At 29.6% G+C, this 18,026-nt stretch carries 14 protein-coding genes and 1 riboswitch; of the genes, 8 read left to right on the top strand and 6 right to left on the bottom strand.

From position 1 onward, the window contains the following. Positions 1-105 precede the first annotated feature (105 nt). The 3 genes from Q0881_RS05435 to Q0881_RS05445 all read left to right on the top strand — a co-directional run bounded on the left by Q0881_RS05435 (position 106) and on the right by Q0881_RS05445 (position 6,942). Positions 106-2,406: a hypothetical protein gene (locus Q0881_RS05435; protein WP_299157548.1), complete on the top strand. Its 2,301-nt coding sequence runs from the start codon at positions 106-108 to the stop codon at positions 2,404-2,406. Between the two features lie 79 nt (positions 2,407-2,485). Next, positions 2,486-5,203: a hypothetical protein gene (locus Q0881_RS05440; protein ID WP_299157550.1), complete on the top strand. Its 2,718-nt coding sequence runs from the start codon at positions 2,486-2,488 to the stop codon at positions 5,201-5,203. A gap of 11 nt (positions 5,204-5,214) precedes the next feature. Beyond that, the gene (locus Q0881_RS05445) at positions 5,215-6,942 is read left to right on the top strand and encodes a caspase family protein (RefSeq protein WP_299157552.1); all 1,728 of its coding nucleotides are present in this window, start codon (positions 5,215-5,217) and stop codon (positions 6,940-6,942) included. 59 nt (positions 6,943-7,001) lie between these two features. Here Q0881_RS05445 and Q0881_RS05450 read toward each other — a convergent pair whose 3' ends face one another. Genes Q0881_RS05450 through Q0881_RS05470 form a run of 5 tightly spaced genes read right to left on the bottom strand, consistent with a single transcriptional unit; the run spans position 7,002 to position 10,970 of the window. Further along, positions 7,002-8,120 carry an ABC transporter substrate-binding protein gene (locus Q0881_RS05450; RefSeq protein WP_299157554.1) on the bottom strand — a complete coding sequence of 373 codons (1,119 nt, stop codon included), beginning with the start codon at positions 8,118-8,120 and terminating at the stop codon, positions 7,002-7,004. A 5-nt stretch (positions 8,121-8,125) separates the two neighbouring features. After that, entirely contained in the window at positions 8,126-8,653 is a 528-nt protein-coding gene (gene cobC, locus Q0881_RS05455; RefSeq protein ID WP_299157556.1) for an alpha-ribazole phosphatase, read from the bottom strand. Then, positions 8,638-9,405 carry an adenosylcobinamide-GDP ribazoletransferase gene (locus Q0881_RS05460; RefSeq protein WP_299157557.1) on the bottom strand — a complete coding sequence of 256 codons (768 nt, stop codon included), beginning with the start codon at positions 9,403-9,405 and terminating at the stop codon, positions 8,638-8,640. The genes cobC and Q0881_RS05460 overlap by 16 nt, the downstream gene beginning before the upstream one ends. A gap of 9 nt (positions 9,406-9,414) precedes the next feature. Beyond that, complete coding sequence (cobT, locus tag Q0881_RS05465; RefSeq protein ID WP_299157558.1) at positions 9,415-10,455, bottom strand: nicotinate-nucleotide--dimethylbenzimidazole phosphoribosyltransferase; 1,041 nt, start codon at positions 10,453-10,455, stop codon at positions 9,415-9,417. 11 nt (positions 10,456-10,466) lie between these two features. Next, on the bottom strand, positions 10,467-10,970 hold the full coding sequence (locus Q0881_RS05470; protein WP_299157559.1) for a bifunctional adenosylcobinamide kinase/adenosylcobinamide-phosphate guanylyltransferase: 504 nt from the start codon (positions 10,968-10,970) through the stop codon (positions 10,467-10,469). Positions 10,971-11,069: 99 nt separating this feature from the next. Here Q0881_RS05470 and Q0881_RS05475 point away from each other — a divergent pair, with 99 nt between their 5' ends. Further along, the gene (locus Q0881_RS05475; RefSeq protein ID WP_299157560.1) at positions 11,070-12,008 is read left to right on the top strand and encodes an ABC transporter substrate-binding protein; all 939 of its coding nucleotides are present in this window, start codon (positions 11,070-11,072) and stop codon (positions 12,006-12,008) included. A 9-nt stretch (positions 12,009-12,017) separates the two neighbouring features. Then, positions 12,018-12,217, top strand: a riboswitch (cobalamin riboswitch). 80 nt (positions 12,218-12,297) lie between these two features. Continuing rightward, a complete protein-coding gene (locus Q0881_RS05480) occupies positions 12,298-14,202 on the top strand; it encodes a TonB-dependent receptor (RefSeq protein ID WP_299157561.1) in 1,905 nt (634 codons plus the stop codon). A 56-nt stretch (positions 14,203-14,258) separates the two neighbouring features. Here the strand turns inward: Q0881_RS05480 and Q0881_RS05485 are convergent, their stop codons facing one another. Next, positions 14,259-14,675, bottom strand: a complete 417-nt coding sequence (locus tag Q0881_RS05485; protein ID WP_299157563.1) for a DCC1-like thiol-disulfide oxidoreductase family protein — start codon at positions 14,673-14,675, stop codon at positions 14,259-14,261. 160 nt (positions 14,676-14,835) lie between these two features. On the opposite strand from Q0881_RS05485, the gene Q0881_RS05490 reads away from it, so the two are divergent. From Q0881_RS05490 to Q0881_RS05500, 3 genes are read left to right on the top strand one after another with little or no spacing between them, the layout of a single operon-like run. Continuing rightward, positions 14,836-15,540, top strand: coding sequence for an ABC transporter ATP-binding protein (locus tag Q0881_RS05490; protein ID WP_299157564.1), 705 nt, complete (start codon positions 14,836-14,838; stop codon positions 15,538-15,540). Positions 15,541-15,542: 2 nt separating this feature from the next. Then, positions 15,543-16,772 (top strand): ABC transporter permease, encoded by a 1,230-nt coding sequence (locus tag Q0881_RS05495; RefSeq protein WP_299157565.1) that lies wholly within the window; start codon positions 15,543-15,545, stop codon positions 16,770-16,772. 2 nt (positions 16,773-16,774) lie between these two features. Then, complete coding sequence (locus tag Q0881_RS05500) at positions 16,775-18,016, top strand: ABC transporter permease (RefSeq protein ID WP_299157567.1); 1,242 nt, start codon at positions 16,775-16,777, stop codon at positions 18,014-18,016. Positions 18,017-18,026: the final 10 nt, after the last annotated feature.

Genomic DNA, 18,026 nt, shown 5'->3' on the forward strand with positions numbered 1-18,026 from the left:
CACTCATAAATATTACTTACAGCTTGATGGAAATTTGGAACAGTTAAAAACAGGGAAGCCGAAAACTGTAATGATATTAGAGTAGGTTAATAAAATTTTTTTACTATGGCAGTTAATGCAATTGGACCTACACTGGCAGGTGGGCGACAACCAATAGTGGCTAACGGGTACGAGTTACTTTATTATCCCGACGCTAATAATCATGAACTTCAAAGAAATGGTAGTGCTCCAGTTTTTTATTGGCTACCTAATTATATTCATCTTGCCCGAAAAGAAGGTAGAGATGATGGTGATTTAATGTTTAATCTTATTCGTTTTGCAGGAGTACAAAGCTCTAATGCTAATGTTGGTGTTTCAGAAGAGGAAGGCCAAAGAGAAGTAGCAGGAGGAGTTTTAGGATTCACAGTAAATAGCGCTCCTCCAAATCATGTTTTGGAAGAGTCTCAACGAAAAATCATTGAGCAATTTGAAGGAAGTAATGATTTTTTCTGGGGAATTAGAAATAATGTTACCCCAATTTTTAGACCTGTAATAATTACTCATAACCAAACAAGTATTACTAATTTATCACCAAATGAAGATGGTAGTGTAGTAGAGCCTGTTACGCCTGTTACAGATGAACCAGTACCACCAGGAACAAGAAGTACCCAACCTTTAGATTATGTTAAAAGACCTGTGCCGTCTTTTATAAGTAAGAAAGGTTTTAGTTCTAGAAATTATGGAAAGAATAAGGCCGCTAAAAATTTACAACCATGGTTTTGGAAGATGCAGGGAGAAGGAATAGGAAGTATAGACCCTATGGGACAAAATGCCTTTACAGCATTGGTAGGTACCTATCCAACAAGTATTTTATGGAGTGCATTTCACGGTTCTTATACGCCAGTAAATGTAGCTATGAATGTAAAAATGCCTTTTTGGATACCAGCATTTGAAATAACAATAAGAGGAAATTGGGAACGCATTTTCGAACATTTTTCGGCTCATGCTAAAGGGAGGTACTTATGGTTTTCTGCAGATGTAAAAGCAGAAATAAATAATATGAGAATGGATGGAACTATAGACGTTGATGTAAAAATCAACAATGCTATGATTCCTAATCCAGAAGAGATTACTAGGCAAGTAGTAGAACGTACAGATTTTATTGTAGAGAAGTTTATGGAACAAGCTCAAACTGTAATTTTTGATCCACCACAACCAGATGTCGAAGCAGCAGAAAGTTCAGGAGGAGGTTTATCTGGTCTTTGGGGAGGAGGAATGTCTTTAAAATATAGAAGAGATAGCACCAATTTAAGTTTGTATTATCATGAAACTAGGCAAGTTTCCTATTTGCAAGAACATTTAATTAGTAGTTCTTTAGAAGGAATGGCTGAAGAAATAGAAAGAAATCCAGAAAAAGAGCCTCTGTATTTTCAGACCTTATACCTAGACGATTGGCCAAGGAAATTAGCTCGCGTAGTAAAACCTGTTTGTAATTGGCCAAAATTAGGAGAAAAATGGGTAGGAGAACCAGTATCACATATGAGTGTTCAAATTGGTTACCCTAATACCAGAGGAGAAATTATGTGGACAGGTACCATTCCTCCTTTCTTAGGCTCAGATGCTCCAGATCGTACATGGGAATGTGCCGTTACTCAAAAATTAGAAGAGCATGTAGAGAATCCACCAGTAGATTGGAAAGCAGGGCTAACTTATGTAAAACGAAAAGTAAGCATGCTTGAACCGCCAGATCCATTTGAGTTTCCAAATAATAGAGTTCAAATAGAAGATAATGAAATTGAACTTGATCCAGGAGAAAACGGAACATTAACAAATGATATTATTCTAGAGGTAAGAGCAGATGATGCAAGTCGTATACGCTTAGGTCCTATTAATATGAATGTTTTCTTAGAGAATGCTAAACAATTTGTAGAAGTTACTTTCCAAGCAACAGATGAAAACGGAGATGATATTGTAGATGATGATGGTAATGTAAGGTTTGATCCTGTTACATTTAGATTTGATTTTGATACTCAAACGGAAGGTAAGTACTGGTCTGTATTTACTTCAGATAAAACGGTACATGCTTATTATAAATATCAAGTAAAAGTTTTTGTCCTTGGCGGATTATTTACCAAAGGAATGGAATGGACAGGACCATGGAATAGAGGAGCAGCAAGTGGACCGTTAATTATAAGTGTTCCTACACCAGAAGATGAAGGTGTAGTTGTTAAACGTACAGTAGAAATTCCTGAACGTCTAGCTCATGATGAAGACTTTACGCCTCCACAAACAAATCAACCACCATCTACCAAATCTGTAAAAAAATCAGGTGTTATAGTTGAAGCTAATGGAATGTTTTCTGTTGGAGCTAAGAAAAATAAACCTATGGAGAGAGTTTTAAGTATGCAACCACCATCAGTAAACTAATAGATAAACAACAAATCAAAATAGCTGAGTTTGGCAAAACAACAAATTGTCAAACTTAAGCTTTCAAAATAAAAAGGAAATGTATTCAAAATTCACAACTTATACTGAAAAAATTAATAAGGATACTTCTGTGCCAAAAGAAAAACCATTTCCTTTTTCTTTTGATTTTGATATGGATAAATCTAAAACGAAGTTAGATGTTGTTATGTCTAGAGTAAATGATGAAATAAATACAGATAGTATTATACACTCTACATCAAACCTTAAAATATTATTTTCACCTTCTAGAAAATCTGAGTTACCATTTGTACAAGAGGGAGAGGTTTCTATAGTCGATAACAATTCTAATATAATTGAAACTATAAGGATACAAGGATTATTAGAATCAATTAAATTTCAAATTAATTTTAGTAATGAAATTGTAAAGAAGATAATAGCTGTTGGAGGGGAAGATAATAGTACTTTAAGTCTTAAGTATAATTTTAAATGTTATGATGTTTGGAAAAAAGAATCAGTTATTTTTAAAGACTTAATACCCTTTTTTCATGATATTAAAGAGGTTTTAAAAAATAATACAAACTACTATTATATTGAAAAAAATACGCTACAATTAAAGACATATATTCCTAAAGTTTTTAAAAAGAAAAGTGTTTCAAAGACAATTGTTCATGCGGCAAATTTTACTAATGGTATACAAAACTTTAAATTAAATAATTCAAGTATTTTTTCTGCTAATGTGACAACAGTTTTAAAGCCAGAACTAAATCAATTGTCACTAATTTCAAGTTTAAATCTTGTAAAGAAAGAATACTATCCTAAAGTAGATAGTTTAAATGATAATTTTTGGATAGACTATAAGTATAAAAAGTTTTATTGGGTAAAACCAGATTTTAAAGTTGAACATCCTAAAAAAGGAACTTCTTTTAATGCATCTCCATTTAAATTTAGTTTTAAGAAAATAGGAGTACAGCCTGATGGTTCTCCCGCTCTAGAAGGCAAGCTTATCATTAGTATAAAAAGTTTTATAAATAAAAGTTGGATAAGAGATTTACCAAAGAAAACTAGACACAAGCTTTTAAAAAGGCTAACTACAACTTATAAAATAAAGCTACCATATATAGACAAAAACGGAAAGAGTAAACAGACATATTTGTATTCTTCTATTTCTAAAAGAGTGGGGCAAACAATAAAATTAGAATTTAATGTATCTAATAATTGGGTAAGATTACTATATGCTACACTTTCTACTCCAACACTTCCTAATAATTCAAAAGCAAGTTTATTGATAAACTATAGTTTTAAGTCTATGGTTAAGAAAGTGAATACTTTATCATATTTATTCTCGGGACTTCATATAGGTACACATTTGTCATTAAATAACTTTAATAAGCTAAGCTTACAAAAAAAGAATCCAAAAAGTACTTTAGGAGATCGTTTAAAAGTTAAACGAGTATTATCAAAAAAAACTAAAAACAATTTTAATGCAGTAATGGTAAGTAATTATAAGTTGAATTATAATGTAGCCAATTTACATACAGCATTAAAAGATAAATATATCTATCTAGAGAGTAGTTTAGAAAAAACCATACTTCTTTCTTATGATTGCACAAAATATGGCGATTATTATGTAGAAGAAAAAGGAAATAATTTTAATTCTATAGGATGTAGTGAACCTATGAAAATAGGGCAAATAAAGCATGCTCTTTATTCTAAGATAAACGAATTAAGACATCCAAAGTACGAGGTGTATAAATCTAACATAACACCAGAGTTATTTATTGTAGTTCCTAACAGGTATATTTTATCAAGGAAACTAGAGAATCCAGAGAAATTTTCTCCAGAATTATTTTTACATGGAGCTATAGATATAGAAGATTATAATAATAGTTTATGTGTTGTAGATCTAAAATTAGAGCCAGATATTTCATATCAAGAAAGAGTTATGTTAAAGAAATCTCTAAGCAATTTTACGGCTTATGAACCTTATATAAAATATATTACTGAAGGAGATGGGGAAGAAACATTTAATTGGAATTTATCAGACTCTATTATTGAAGATTCAAATACTTTCACGTTTGATCACTATATAAGGGGCACATTTGAAACTAATATTAGAAATTCACAGTTGTGTAAATCTCTTTTAGAAAATGGAGGAATAACAGGGCTTTACACTAAAAAACTTGATGATGGTTTAATTGTAAGAACTCAATTAATAGTTTCTCTTGATTATATAGCACAACCATGGTCTGGAGAAGGCATCAAGATAAAATACAATGGAAACAGAGTAGAGCTTACCAATGAATTAGAAAGCCCGATATATATAGATAGACTTTATGATGTTGATTCAAAAAATACTTTTATTCCTGTTCAGAAGTATATAGTCTCTAAAGAATATTCTACGATAAATAATGAAATTAAATCTAAAAATTTAATTCCAATATATTCAATTCAAACAGATCAACAAGCTTTATCAGAAAACTATACATATATAGAGGATTTATTTCAACAAATTATTTGCTTTGATTTTCTTTCAAGCGATGATTTTGGACAACTTTTAGAAGTTCATATAGGGTGTCAAAACAAAACACCTTATGCTAAACTTGAGTTTTTTGATGGTATACCTCAAAAAGAAATAGAGCTATTAATACCTATCGATGAAATAATATCAAGTACTCAATTCGGATATTATATAAAATATAAAACAAAAGAAAACTTAATAGTTGAATCTAATTGGATATCACACAATTTTTCTCAACAAGGAAGTATAATTAATATAAAACAAGATACAATAACCTAAAACTTTTAATTATGGCAAGAGGAATTTCATTACACATCGGAATAAATGAGGTAGATCCAGCAGTTTATGGAAGCAAATTACCTTTATCGGGCTGTGTAAATGATGCGAATGATTTGTCTCGCATCGCAGGTAGGCAAGGATATGAAACAACTATTTTATTAGATAACCAAGCCACATCTTCAAGTATAACACAACAAATTACTAGAGCAGCTAGTACATTACAGAATGGAGATATCTTTTTTATTTCCTATTCTGGACATGGATCTTCAATACCAAATACTACGTCAGATAGTGAATCAGATGGACAAGACGAATCTTGGGTACTTTATAATAGACAATTTTTAGATGATGAATTGTATAGTTTATGGCTGAGGTTTAATGAAGGAGTAAGAGTCTTTGTATTATCAGATAGTTGTCATAGTGGTACCATGTTAAAATCTATGATATTAAATCAAAAAATGAAGAGATCTAAAATGTCTTTAAAAACTATTACGAAAAACTTTGACAAAGAAGTTTTAAAGATTGTAAATAAAGAGACAGAAGAAAATGTAAAAGTAAGATTACTTCCAGCAGAAAAAAGTTATGAAAACTACGTGAATAACCAAGAATTCTATCAGGAAATTCAATATAGAAATAGTAATATTAAATCTCAGACTTTAAAGGCATCTATTATTTTAATCTCTGGTTGTCAAGATCATCAATTTAGTTATGATTACGGAACAAATGGTCTTTTTACAAGTAAAGTAAAAGAGACATGGAATTCGGGTAGTTATACCAAAAATTATAGTCAGTTTCATAGAGATATAAAGCAGAAAGTACTAACACAACAATCTGATCAAGAACCAAACTTTATGAGTATAGGTAGCAACTTAAGTACATTTACAGGAAATAAACCTTTTATAGTAAATGCACCAGGTTGGCCGATTACAGGAGTTAGTAACGATAATAATAACAATACTGATAATAACAATAATAATGGGAATAATTCAGTAGAAATACCTAGGGTTATAGTTCCAAATACATGGAATATAGCTGACGGTATACCTGAATTTGAAATAATTACAGGAACTAACAATTATTATTACATAGAAATTGTTAATGACGAACAACTTTTTGATTACGGATACTGGAGAAATAATGGGAATGCTCAAAATAGTTTCTTTTCTTGGGACGATAGTACAGTTAGTAATCGATTAACCAATAATCGTTTTTCAATACCATTACATATATGGAATCAATTAAAGGAATCTACTACTTTATACGTAAGAATAGGAACGACTTCTAGTGCAAATGAATCTGAATGGGAAAACCATATAGTATCTGAAAGTTCAGCAACGGGAGGGCAAGCTCCGTCTATGCAAATTATTTCTAGTAGTAATACAAGCGGTAATAATTCTAATAATCCAGTAAACAATAACAATCCGATTGATAATGGAAGTGTTAATGGAGATTATACTGATTTGTCTCAAGATTTAACGAGTTCTGTAGGGGCAAGGAGCGAAAATAATAGTAGTGATGTATTGTTAGTACAATCGTTATTTAATAAAGTACCTATATCAGAAGGAGGTCCAACTACTCAGTTAAAAGAGGATGGTAAATATGGTTCTAAAACTCGTAATACTATTACAAGGTTTCAAAGAAAACAAGACTTAGTAGCATCAGGTAGGATAGAACCAAACGATCTTACATTTACTCAATTAAAGTTAAAGAGTGGAGTAGTGCGTTTGTGTAGTGTTTAATTTAAATGGGTATTAAAAGCAAAAACCACCAGAAAACAATTTTCAGGTGGTTTTTATTTTTACTTCAGTTTTTCAAAAAAAGTTAATTTATAATTAGGTAATAGTTTTGGGTTTGTAATTTTTATAAAATCTTTTAAAACCAAATCAGGTCTTACAGGAGCTAATTCAAAATATAAAAGTCCTCCAGTTTTTCCTTTTTTACTACCTATAGTATAAACATTACCTTGAATCAAAGCATTAAACTCTTTATAATGTTTATTTGCGCTAAGCATTTGCTCTTTTGTTTCAAACAAACCACAGCCAATCCAGTAATCAGCATTTTTACCTTTATCTAAAACACTTTCAAAACTTAATTGTAAACTACCAGTTCCATTAGTTTCTTTCCATAAATAATTTAAGTTGGCATCTTTTAAATAAGTAGCCATAAAACTTTCTCCAGCAGGTAAGTTCCAAACATCTTTAAACATACTTCCAGATAAAACTGTAGGAGGTTTTTTCTTATTGTTTTTAGCTATTTCTATAGCTCTTGTATAGTTTAATTCAATAATTTTAAAGATACTATCAGCTTCTTTTTCTTTGTTAAGTAAAGCTCCGAAAAATTTAATCCATTCTGCTCTTCCTAATGGAGTTTCTTCTAACCAATCACCATTGAATATGACAGGGATTCCAGATTTTTTTATGTTTTCATATAGTTTATTATTAGGGTGTAATGAAAAGCCAATAACCAGTTCAGGGTTTAAATCCATTAGTTTTTCAGTATTCATATTTTGTTCAGAACCTAATTCTACAACTTTATTATCTTCAATAAGTTTTCTAGTTTTTTCAGAAGATATATACTTTGTATGAGGGAATCCAACTAATTTAGTTTCACTACTTAATAGTTCTAACATTGGTATATGTGTAGTACTTGTAACTACTAATTCATTTATAGGGACTTTTAATTCATTTTTAGAAATATTCGTAGTGTTGGTAAGTGTGTAAGTAAACTGTTTTTTTGAGTTTTGAAAAACTCTTTTAAAAACCAGTTTTTTTTGTCCATTTTGAGTAATAATATCAAAGCCCTTGGCATATTTAATAGGGCTATGCATTTCTACTGATTTTGTAACCTCTTTACTTTCAGCTTTTTTACATTGAAAGAATAATAAAGAAATAATAGCTAGTGATAAAAAATGTTTCATTTTAATTATACTGTAAATTTTATAATGTGTCCGTAATCTAATTTTAAATCGAAAGATTTTTCTAAAGGACTGTTATTAATATATGACCATAAACTTCTAATAACACCAGCATGTGTTACTATAATAGCTTTTTCTTTTTCTAATAATTTTATTTCATTTAAAAAGACAACAGTTCTATTATGTAAATCGAGATACGATTCTCCATTGGTAGTAGAAACGTTTACAAAATCATTCATCCAAATGTCAAGCTCATTTTTATTAATATCATTCCACTTTTTAAGCTCCCAATCACCAAAATCAAGCTCTTTTAAACGATTATCGAAGTTTATTGTATCAGATAGCTTTTGTGCTAACAATTTACAACGTTGTAAAGGACTAGAGTAGTAAATGGTATTAGAACTATTTAGCTCATTTATTTTTAAGATAGGAATAATTTCTTCAGCAAAAGTATCTGCTAAAGGAATGTCTGCTTGGCCATAGCAAATTCCTTTTGCTATATTAGGTGTTGTATGACGAATTAAAATAATTTCCATAGAACTAATAATGATAAATAAAAAACAACTTCTGAAACTTGTTGTAAAGCTCCAGCACAATCTCCAGTTTGACCGCCTATCCACTTCTTAAAAAAACTACTCATATATAGATAAACTAATAGTAGAGGAACTAACACTCCAAAGACTTTTAAATCTTTAAAAAAAATAAGAGGTAATATTCCAAAGAAACCAGAGATAATAAGTGATTTAGTACTCATTTTTTGAGTTGTTGGTTTTACTTTAGCACTATCAATATCTCTAACATATTTATGTGTATATAACAATACTGTAGCTACAAATCTACTTATGGTATGTCCTGCAATAATTATTAAAGGAATGTTTTTTAAATTTTCATTAAGTTCATTTAAACTTACTATTTTTAAAGAAAGTATAGAAGTTAATCCTACAACACCAAAAGTACCTAATCTAGAATCTTTCATTATTGTTAGAATTTTTTCTTTGGTCCAACCACCACCAAAACCATCACAAACATCAGCAAAACCATCTTCATGAAAAGCTCCTGTAGCCCATATAGAAGCAATCAAGCTAAGTATAATAGAAATAATTGGACTAAATATAAAAGAAGCTCCATAATAGATTACGGCAGAAATAGCACCAATAAGTGTTCCTACTAAAGAAAAATAACGACTACTTTTATTCAGTATTTCAGGAGAATGATCTACCCATTTAGGGCAAGGAATTCTTGTGAAAAATAAAACAGCTGTTAAAAAATAATGAATTTGTTTTTTCATAAATAAGGTTTAAGCTTCAGAAACATTAGCACTTTTAAAAGTAGCCATTTCATTTAAAAAACTAACAGCAGATTTTACAATAGGAAAAGCAATTGCAGCACCTGTACCTTCACCTAAACGTAATCCAATGTTTAATAAAGGTTTTGTTTTTAAGAAACCTAACATTTTTTCATGCCCTTGTTCACCAGAAGTATGACAAAATATACAATACTCTAATACGTTTTTATTTATTGCTTGTGCAACTAATAAAGCAGCAGTAACAATAAAACCATCAATTAAAATAGTCATTTTTAAAGAAGCGGCTTCTAAAATAGCACCACACATCATTACAATTTCAAAACCACCAAATGAAGCTAAAGCATCTATTGGGGCTTTAATTTTTTTTGAATGTAAATCAAATACCGTACGAAGAATTTGGGCTTTTTTAATTACACCTTCATTATTTAAACCAGTACCTTTTCCAACGCACTCTTCAATGGGAATATTGGTAAAGTAGCTCATTAAAAGTGAAGCAGAAGAAGTATTACCGATTCCCATTTCTCCAAATCCAATAACATTCGTACCTTCATTAAAAATTTTTTGGACAATACTTTTTCCTTTTTCTAAAGCTAATAGACATTCATCAGTACTCATCGCTTTTTCTATACTGTAGTCTTTAGTTCCTTTTGAAATTTTAGCATTAATTAAACTAGGAATGCTTTCAAAGTCTGCATTAACTCCTGCATCTACTATTTTTAGCGAAATATTATTCTGATTACAAAAACTATTAATTGCTGCCCCATTATTTAAAAAGTTAAAAACCATTTGTTGGGTAACTTCTTGTGGATAAGGACTAACAGGATTCGAGTTTACAATTCCATGATCTCCAGCAAAAACAACTATTGATGGCTTAGATAAAATAGGAGAGTGGGTATTTTGAATTAACCCAATTTGTAGGGCTATATCTTCTAAAACTCCTAAAGAACCAATAGGTTTTGTTTTGAAATCTATTTTTTCTTGTAATTCTTTTTTTATAGCTTTTGATAAAGGAGCTATATGAGTAATATACATAATATTGTAAGTTATTTTAATGTTAAAGGCAAACCAGAAACCATAAATATGGCTTTATCAGCTTTTTTAGCAATGTATTGATTTACCCAACCTTGAAGTTCTGTAAATTTTCTTCCAGATTCAGTTGTAGCATGTAATCCCATACCAATTTCATTTGAAATAATAATAATTTTAGCATTTATTTGAGACAATGCTTTAATTTCATCTTTAGCTAGTTTTAAAGCTTTTTCAACATCATATTTTGTATCTACAAAAAAGTTAGTAAGCCATAAAGTAACACAATCAATAACTACAGTCATTTCTTCAGATATCTTACTACTAATTAGTTTTTCTTCTTCAATAGTAGTCCAACGTTCATCTCTGTCCGAAACATGCCTATCTACACGTTTTTTAAAATCTTCATCCCAAATTCTAGAGGTAGCTAAATAATAAGGAGTATCAGATAATGATTCTGCTAATTGTTGCGCATAACTACTTTTTCCTGAACGTTCACCGCCTGTTATATAATAAATCATGTTGAAGAAATAAATTCAAAGCAAATATTGGAAAGATTTTTTAGAAAAAGAAAATTATAGAAGAGAACTATGTATTTTTGCCAATTAAATTTAATATTTATGAAAGTATCTTCTTTTATGCCAGCAGTAACTCAAATGATTTACGATATGGGTTTACAAGAATATTTAGAAGGCATTACATTTGAATGTCCGGGAATAGCCTTAGAAGAAAAGAAAGTTGCTGTTCGTTATAAATTAGAAGGTAAAACATTATCTAGTAAAGAAATAACAGCTATTTTCTCAAAAACAAAAGCAGAAGGTGGTACTTTGTATTATGTAGATGAACCAGTTTTAGAAAATATAGCACCAGACATTATTTTTACACAAGATGTATGTGATGTTTGCCAAATAGACACAGAGTCTGTAGCAAAATCAGCCTATAAATTAGAAAAGACACCTCAGTTAATTTCTATAACTCCAAATTCTTTAGAAGACGTATTTAATAATGCACTTACCATAGCAAGAGCTATGAATAAAGAAGAGATTGGACTTAATTATGTAAATAAATTAAAGGAAAGAATTTATAGTATTGTAGATGTTCAAAGAGCTAATAGAATTCAGTCAAAAAGTGTAATGTTATTGGAGTGGATTGATCCGTTATTTAATTGTGGACATTGGATTCCTCATCAAATTGGTTACGCTGGAGGTATAGATTTGTTATCACATCCATCTGGAGATAGTATTGTTATTTCTTGGGATAAAATTGTAAAATATGACCCAGAAGTATTAGTTATTGCTCCTTGTGGATATGGAATAGAGCGTACACTTGAAGATATGAAGTTTTTAGAAGAAAAACCAGAGTGGAAGACTTTAAAAGCGGTAAAAAATAGAGAAGTATATATTGCAGATTTTGCTATGTTTACACAATCATCAGCCAGTACTTTAGTGGATGGTATAGAATGTTTATCAAAAATGATTCATCCTGAATATTATAACGTTTCTGATAGTTTAAAAATAAAATTCTCAAATTATAATGATTTAATTAAAGTTAATTTATAATAATGTTATAGATTTGCGCCGATTTTTGGTTTTTCTCTATTTATCAATAGAGAAAATTAAAAGGGAATTCAGTTAAAAACTGAAGCTGTTCCCGCAACTGTAAGCTATATAGCTTGTAACTAAAAACTTTTTAGCCACTGTTTATTAATAATGGGAAGGTAAGTTACAAGACGCAAGCCAGGAGACCTGCCAAAAAAATAAGTAAAACTTTCGGGATAAAAGTTAATGTACTTAAAACTTTTTTGTACAAAAATTTAACCTGATTAATTGTAAAATTAAATCATTATCAATGAAAAAACAATTACTAATTGTTGGTGCGGTAGCATTGTCTTTTGCTAGCACAAAATCTTTTGCTCAAGATCAAGAGCAAGAAAAAACAGAAATTTTAGATGAAGTTGTAATAACGGATTCCAGATTTAAATTAAAGAAAGAAAATTCAGGTAAGGTTGTTCACAAAATAACAGCAGCAACAATTAAAAAAAATCAAGGAAAGAACTTGGTCGATTTAATTAATACTATAGCAGGTATTGAAATAAATGGAAATACAAGTTCTAATGGACAAAATTTAGGATTCTTTGTAAGAGGAGGGGCTACTAAAGAAGTTGTAGTATTAATTGATGGAGTACAGGTATCTAATCCAGCAGGAATTTCTGGAGGATATGATTTAAGACTTTTAGATTTAAATGAAGTAGCGTCTGTTGAGATTATTAAAGGAGCAGCTAGTACATTGTATGGTTCTGGAGCTACAACTGCAGTTGTTAGTATTAAATTAAAAGAAGCAAAAAGTGGGGTAGTTAATACAGATGTAGCAATGTTTTTTGGAACTAATAATTCGCAAGAATCTAAAAACGGAACTATCATTCAAAGTAACGCTAATGTTAACGGGAAAATCAATAAGTTTAATTATTTGGTTGGTTTTTCGTCATTACAATCTAATGGTTTTTCAGCAGCAAAATCTGAAAATACTAATGTAGAATTTAAAGATGATTCTTTTAAAAGAATTGGAACTAACTTAAAGTTAGGATATAGAGTAAATAAGAATTTTTCTATTAAAGCTTTTGGTAGTTATAGTGAGTTTGACAATAATTATGATGCAGGAGCTTTTACTGATGGAAATAATTTTTCTGAAGACATGAGCTACAGAGTTGGAATATCTCCAGAGTATAAATATGGAAATGGTAGTATTCATATAAATGCTACATATAGCAAATATAAAAGTGATAGAACACAAACATCATTTCCTGGGAAAAGTAACGGTGAAAATTACATAGTTGATGCTTACGTAAAACACAAGTTTGATAACTTATATTTAGTAGGGGGTGTAAATTATCAAGATAATAGCATTGAAACATATGCTATTCCTTTTGGGCAAACAGAGTTAACTAAAACGGTTTATAGCGAAAAGCCAGTATCAAAATTGATAGATCCTTATGTGAATGCAGTATTTGTTTCTGATTTTGGATTGAATTTAAATGCAGGGGTAAGGTTAAATAATCATAACAAATATGGAAACCATTTTGTTTATAATGCAAATCCATCATATACTATAAAACAAGATAATGGATATATTAAATTTTTAGGATCGTATAGTACAGCATTTTTAGCGCCATCAGTTCAAGAATTATATGCATCTTGGGGTAATATAGATTTAAAGCCTCAAGAAAGTGCAACTTATGAAGGAGGAGTAGAGTATAAATATAATTCTCTTACTTTAAATGCAGTTTATTTTAATAGAGATGTAGATAATATTATAGCATATAATTCTACAACTTTTAAAATGGATAATTTAGGAGATACTACTATTAAAGGATTAGAGTTTTCTGTAAACTATTCTTTAATTAAGGACTTGCAATTAAATGCAAATTATGCTTATACTAAAAATGATGTTATAGCTATTAGAATTCCAAAACATAAAATCAACGCAGGAGTAAATTATACTTATAAAGCTACTAATTTAGGGTTGAATTATCAGTTTATAAGTGATAGAGATGATACAGATTTTAGACCTTGGCCAAGTGTAAGCACAGTTTTAGAATCGTATTCTCTTTTAGATTTTTCTGCAAATCATAAGTTAAATGATAATGTTAGATTAATGTTTAATATATCTAATATTTTAAACGAAGATTATCAAGAAGTTTTAGGTTTCTCAACAAGAGGAAGAAATTTTAAATTTGGATTAGGATTTAATTTCTAAGAAAAAATTAAATATAATTTTTTAAAAAGCGTACTTAATTAGTTAAGTACGTTTTTTTATGATAAAAATTTTTCTTTAACTTCTTTAGAAGGAATCATACATTCTTCTTTCTTACCAAACCATTTATACCTGTTTTTGGCAATAAAATTGTAAACAATATTTCGAATAGTTTCTGGGAAAATCAAGAAAAATTTAGAGACTTTCCAAATACCGCCAAACTCATTCATTATTTTTAATGCAGCAGTAGATTTAATATAATAAGCTATATCAGGATCGTAAAGAATTATAGAATCAATTTTAGAAGTATTTATACCTAGATGACTTGTAATTTTTTTACCAATATCAGACTGTAAAGAAGCAAATACAAATTGATTTTCTTTGTCATAATTTATAGTTTTTAGTACAGCATCATTGCAAAAATTGCAAATGCCATCAAACAAAATTATTTTTTTATTAACAGGTAAATCAATCATTTATTAGAGTTTTAATAAAGCTAAATTATAAATAAGTATAAAAACGTGTAACATAAATCAAAATTAAGCGTCTAGTAGAAAAGTAAATAGCGATTTAACATTTTATTGGTAATAAAAATATATATCAGTATTTATTTTAGTATAAAAATTAACTAACGCAATGATTCGAATAGAAAACTTACACAAATCTTACCCAATAGGTAAAGACTCACTTCATGTTTTAAAAGGATTAGATTTACATATTAAAGAAGGTGAATTTGTATCTATTATGGGATCTTCAGGATCAGGTAAATCAACTTTATTAAATATTGTTGGATTACTAGACGAGCATGATGAAGGAAATTATTATTTAAATGGTCAATTAATTGAAAATTTAAATGAGAAGAAAGCAGCAGTCTTACGTAATAAATTTCTAGGGTTTGTTTTTCAATCTTTTAATTTAATATCTTATAAAACAGCATTAGAAAATGTAGCGTTGCCTCTTTATTATAAAGGAATGGCAAGAAAAGAGCGTTTAAAAGTAGCGTTAGATTATTTAGAGAAAGTAGGTTTAAAAGAGTGGGCAAATCATTTACCAAATGAACTTTCAGGAGGACAAAAACAACGTGTAGCCATTGCAAGAGCTTTAGTAACGAAACCTAAAGTAGTATTAGCAGATGAGCCAACAGGAGCATTAGATTCTACTACAACCGATTCTGTAATGGATTTGTTAAAAGAAATTAATGATGAAGGGATGACGGTTTTTGTAATTACACATGAGGAAGAAGTAGCGGAGCAAACAAATCGAGTTGTTCGTTTAAAAGATGGAGTTATTATAAGTGATGAGTTAACTTCAAAAACTAAAACAAAAGCTAAAGCAGTTTAATTATGTTTGACTTAGATCGTTGGAGAGAAATATTCCAAAGCATAAGTAAAAATAAGTTAAGATCAGTTATGTCTGGTTTTACGGTAGCTTTTGCTATACTTTTGTTTACCTTATTATTTGGTATTGTAAGTGGGTTAAGTAATTCATTTAAAGGAGCTTTTGTAGATGATGCTCAAAACTCAATGTTTGTAAGAGTGTGGAAAACATCAAAGCCTTATAAAGGATTACAAACGGGAAGAAGAATCCAATTAAAAAATAAAGATTTTAATTACGTTAAAAATGAATATGAAGATAAAATTCAGCATTTAACAGCACGTATATATAAGAGTGTTAATATTTCATATAAAAATAAATCAGATAATTATCGATTAAGAGCGGTTCATCCAGATCACCAGTTTTTAGAAAAAACTATCATGGATGAAGGACGATATATTAATGAAAGAGATATTAAAGAAAAAGCAAAAGTTATTGTTATTGGTCGATTGGTAAAACAAGATTTATTTGGCGAAAAACCAGCTTTAGGAAAAAGAGTTAATGTAAGTGGAATTTCATATAAAATTATAGGAATTTTTTCTGATGATGGAGGTGATAATGAAGAGCGTCAAACTTACATGCCAGTTACTACTGCACAAATGATATATGGTAATAATGATCATATTAGTCAAATAAACATAGGTTATGATCCTAAATTAACATTAGATCAAGCAATAGCATTTGGAAATAAAATGGAGCGTGATTTACGTAAAAAATTAGGAATTCATCCAGATGATCAAAGTGCATTATCAGTTCGTAATATGGCAGAAGCTAATAAAGGAATTGGAACTTTTATGTTGGCTTTGTATTTTATTGTAATTTTTGTAGGATCTGGAACTTTAATAGCAGGAATAATAGGGATTAGTAACATTATGATTTTTGTTATAAAAGAGCGTACTAAAGAGTTTGGAATACGAAAAGCATTGGGAGCTAAACCAGCATCTATTATAGGAATGGTAGTGCAAGAATCCGTATTAATAACAACAATCGCAGGTTATTTAGGCTTGTCATTAGGAACCTATATTTTAAGTTTAATAGGAGATAGCTTAGAGAAGTATTTTATCAAAGATCCAAGTGTAAGCCCTGGAATTGTAATAGGAGCAACTATTGTTTTAATATTATCAGGTTTAATTGCAGGTTATGTACCAGCTAAAAGAGCTGCAGGAATCAAACCAATTGTAGCATTAAGAGCAGATTAATTATGAGATTTTTATTTGATTCAGATACTTGGCAAGAAATTTACGGAAGCATCCGTAAAAATAAAATTAGGACCATAATTACTATTATTGGGGTACTATGGGGAATATTTCTATTGGTAGTTCTTTTAGGAGCAGCCAGAGGGATGGAAAATAACTTTAAAAAGATTTTTGGAAACTTTGCAACAAATAGTGTTTTTATATGGACACAATCTACAGATACCCCTTTTAAAGGGTTTCAAAAAGGTAGACGATTCTTACCAACTTTAACAGATGTTAAAATTTTAAAAGAAGAGTTTAAGGATATAAAACTATTAGCACCTAGAAGTCAAACAAATGCACAGTTAATTAAAGGATTTAAATCGGGGAGTTTTCAAGTAAGTGGAGATTATCCTGTATTAGATCAAGTGCAAAAGAAAGAATTGATTTATGGAAGGTTTTTAAATGAGAATGATATTGCTACAAAATCTAAAGTAGTAGTAATAGCAGAGGATATTTATAAACAGTTATTTGATAAAAACGAAAAACCAGTTGGTCAATATATAAAAGTAAATAATATCAATTTTAAAGTGATAGGAGTTTACAAAAGGTCTAACGGAATAAGTTTTGACGGTGATACAGCATACATTCCATTTACAACATATCAGCAGATATACAACATGGGAGATAAGATTCATTGGATGATGATTACAGCTAATGAAGGTGTTAATATTAAGCAATTAGAAAAAGATGTATTATTAACTTTAAAAAATTTACATAAAGTACACCCAGATGATAAAAGAGCTTTTGGAAGTGTAAATTTAGGAGTTGAAATAGCAAAATTCACAGGGTTTTTAACAGGAATGCAGTTTCTTACATGGTTTGTAGGTATTGCAACATTAATAGCAGGTGTATTTGCAATTGGAAATATTCTTTTAATAACAGTAAAAGAACGAACAAAAGAAATTGGAATTAGAAGAGCTTTAGGAGCAACACCAAAAAGTGTTAGACAACAAATTATATTGGAATCTGTTTTTTTAACTACAGTAGCAGGTATGTTAGGAATTGTTTTTGGAGCATTAGTTTTATTTTTAATAGATTCAGCTTTTGGTCAAGGACCAGATGCGACATTAATAAATCCAACGGTAAATATTCCAATTATTTTAATAGCATTTACAACTTTAGTAGTACTAGGTACATTAATAGGATTAATACCAGCCTATATGGCAACAATAGTTAAACCAATAGAAGCATTAAGAGAAGAATAAATCAACAATA

This window comes from uncultured Tenacibaculum sp., from assembly GCF_947494125.1.
Classification (GTDB): domain Bacteria; phylum Bacteroidota; class Bacteroidia; order Flavobacteriales; family Flavobacteriaceae; genus Polaribacter.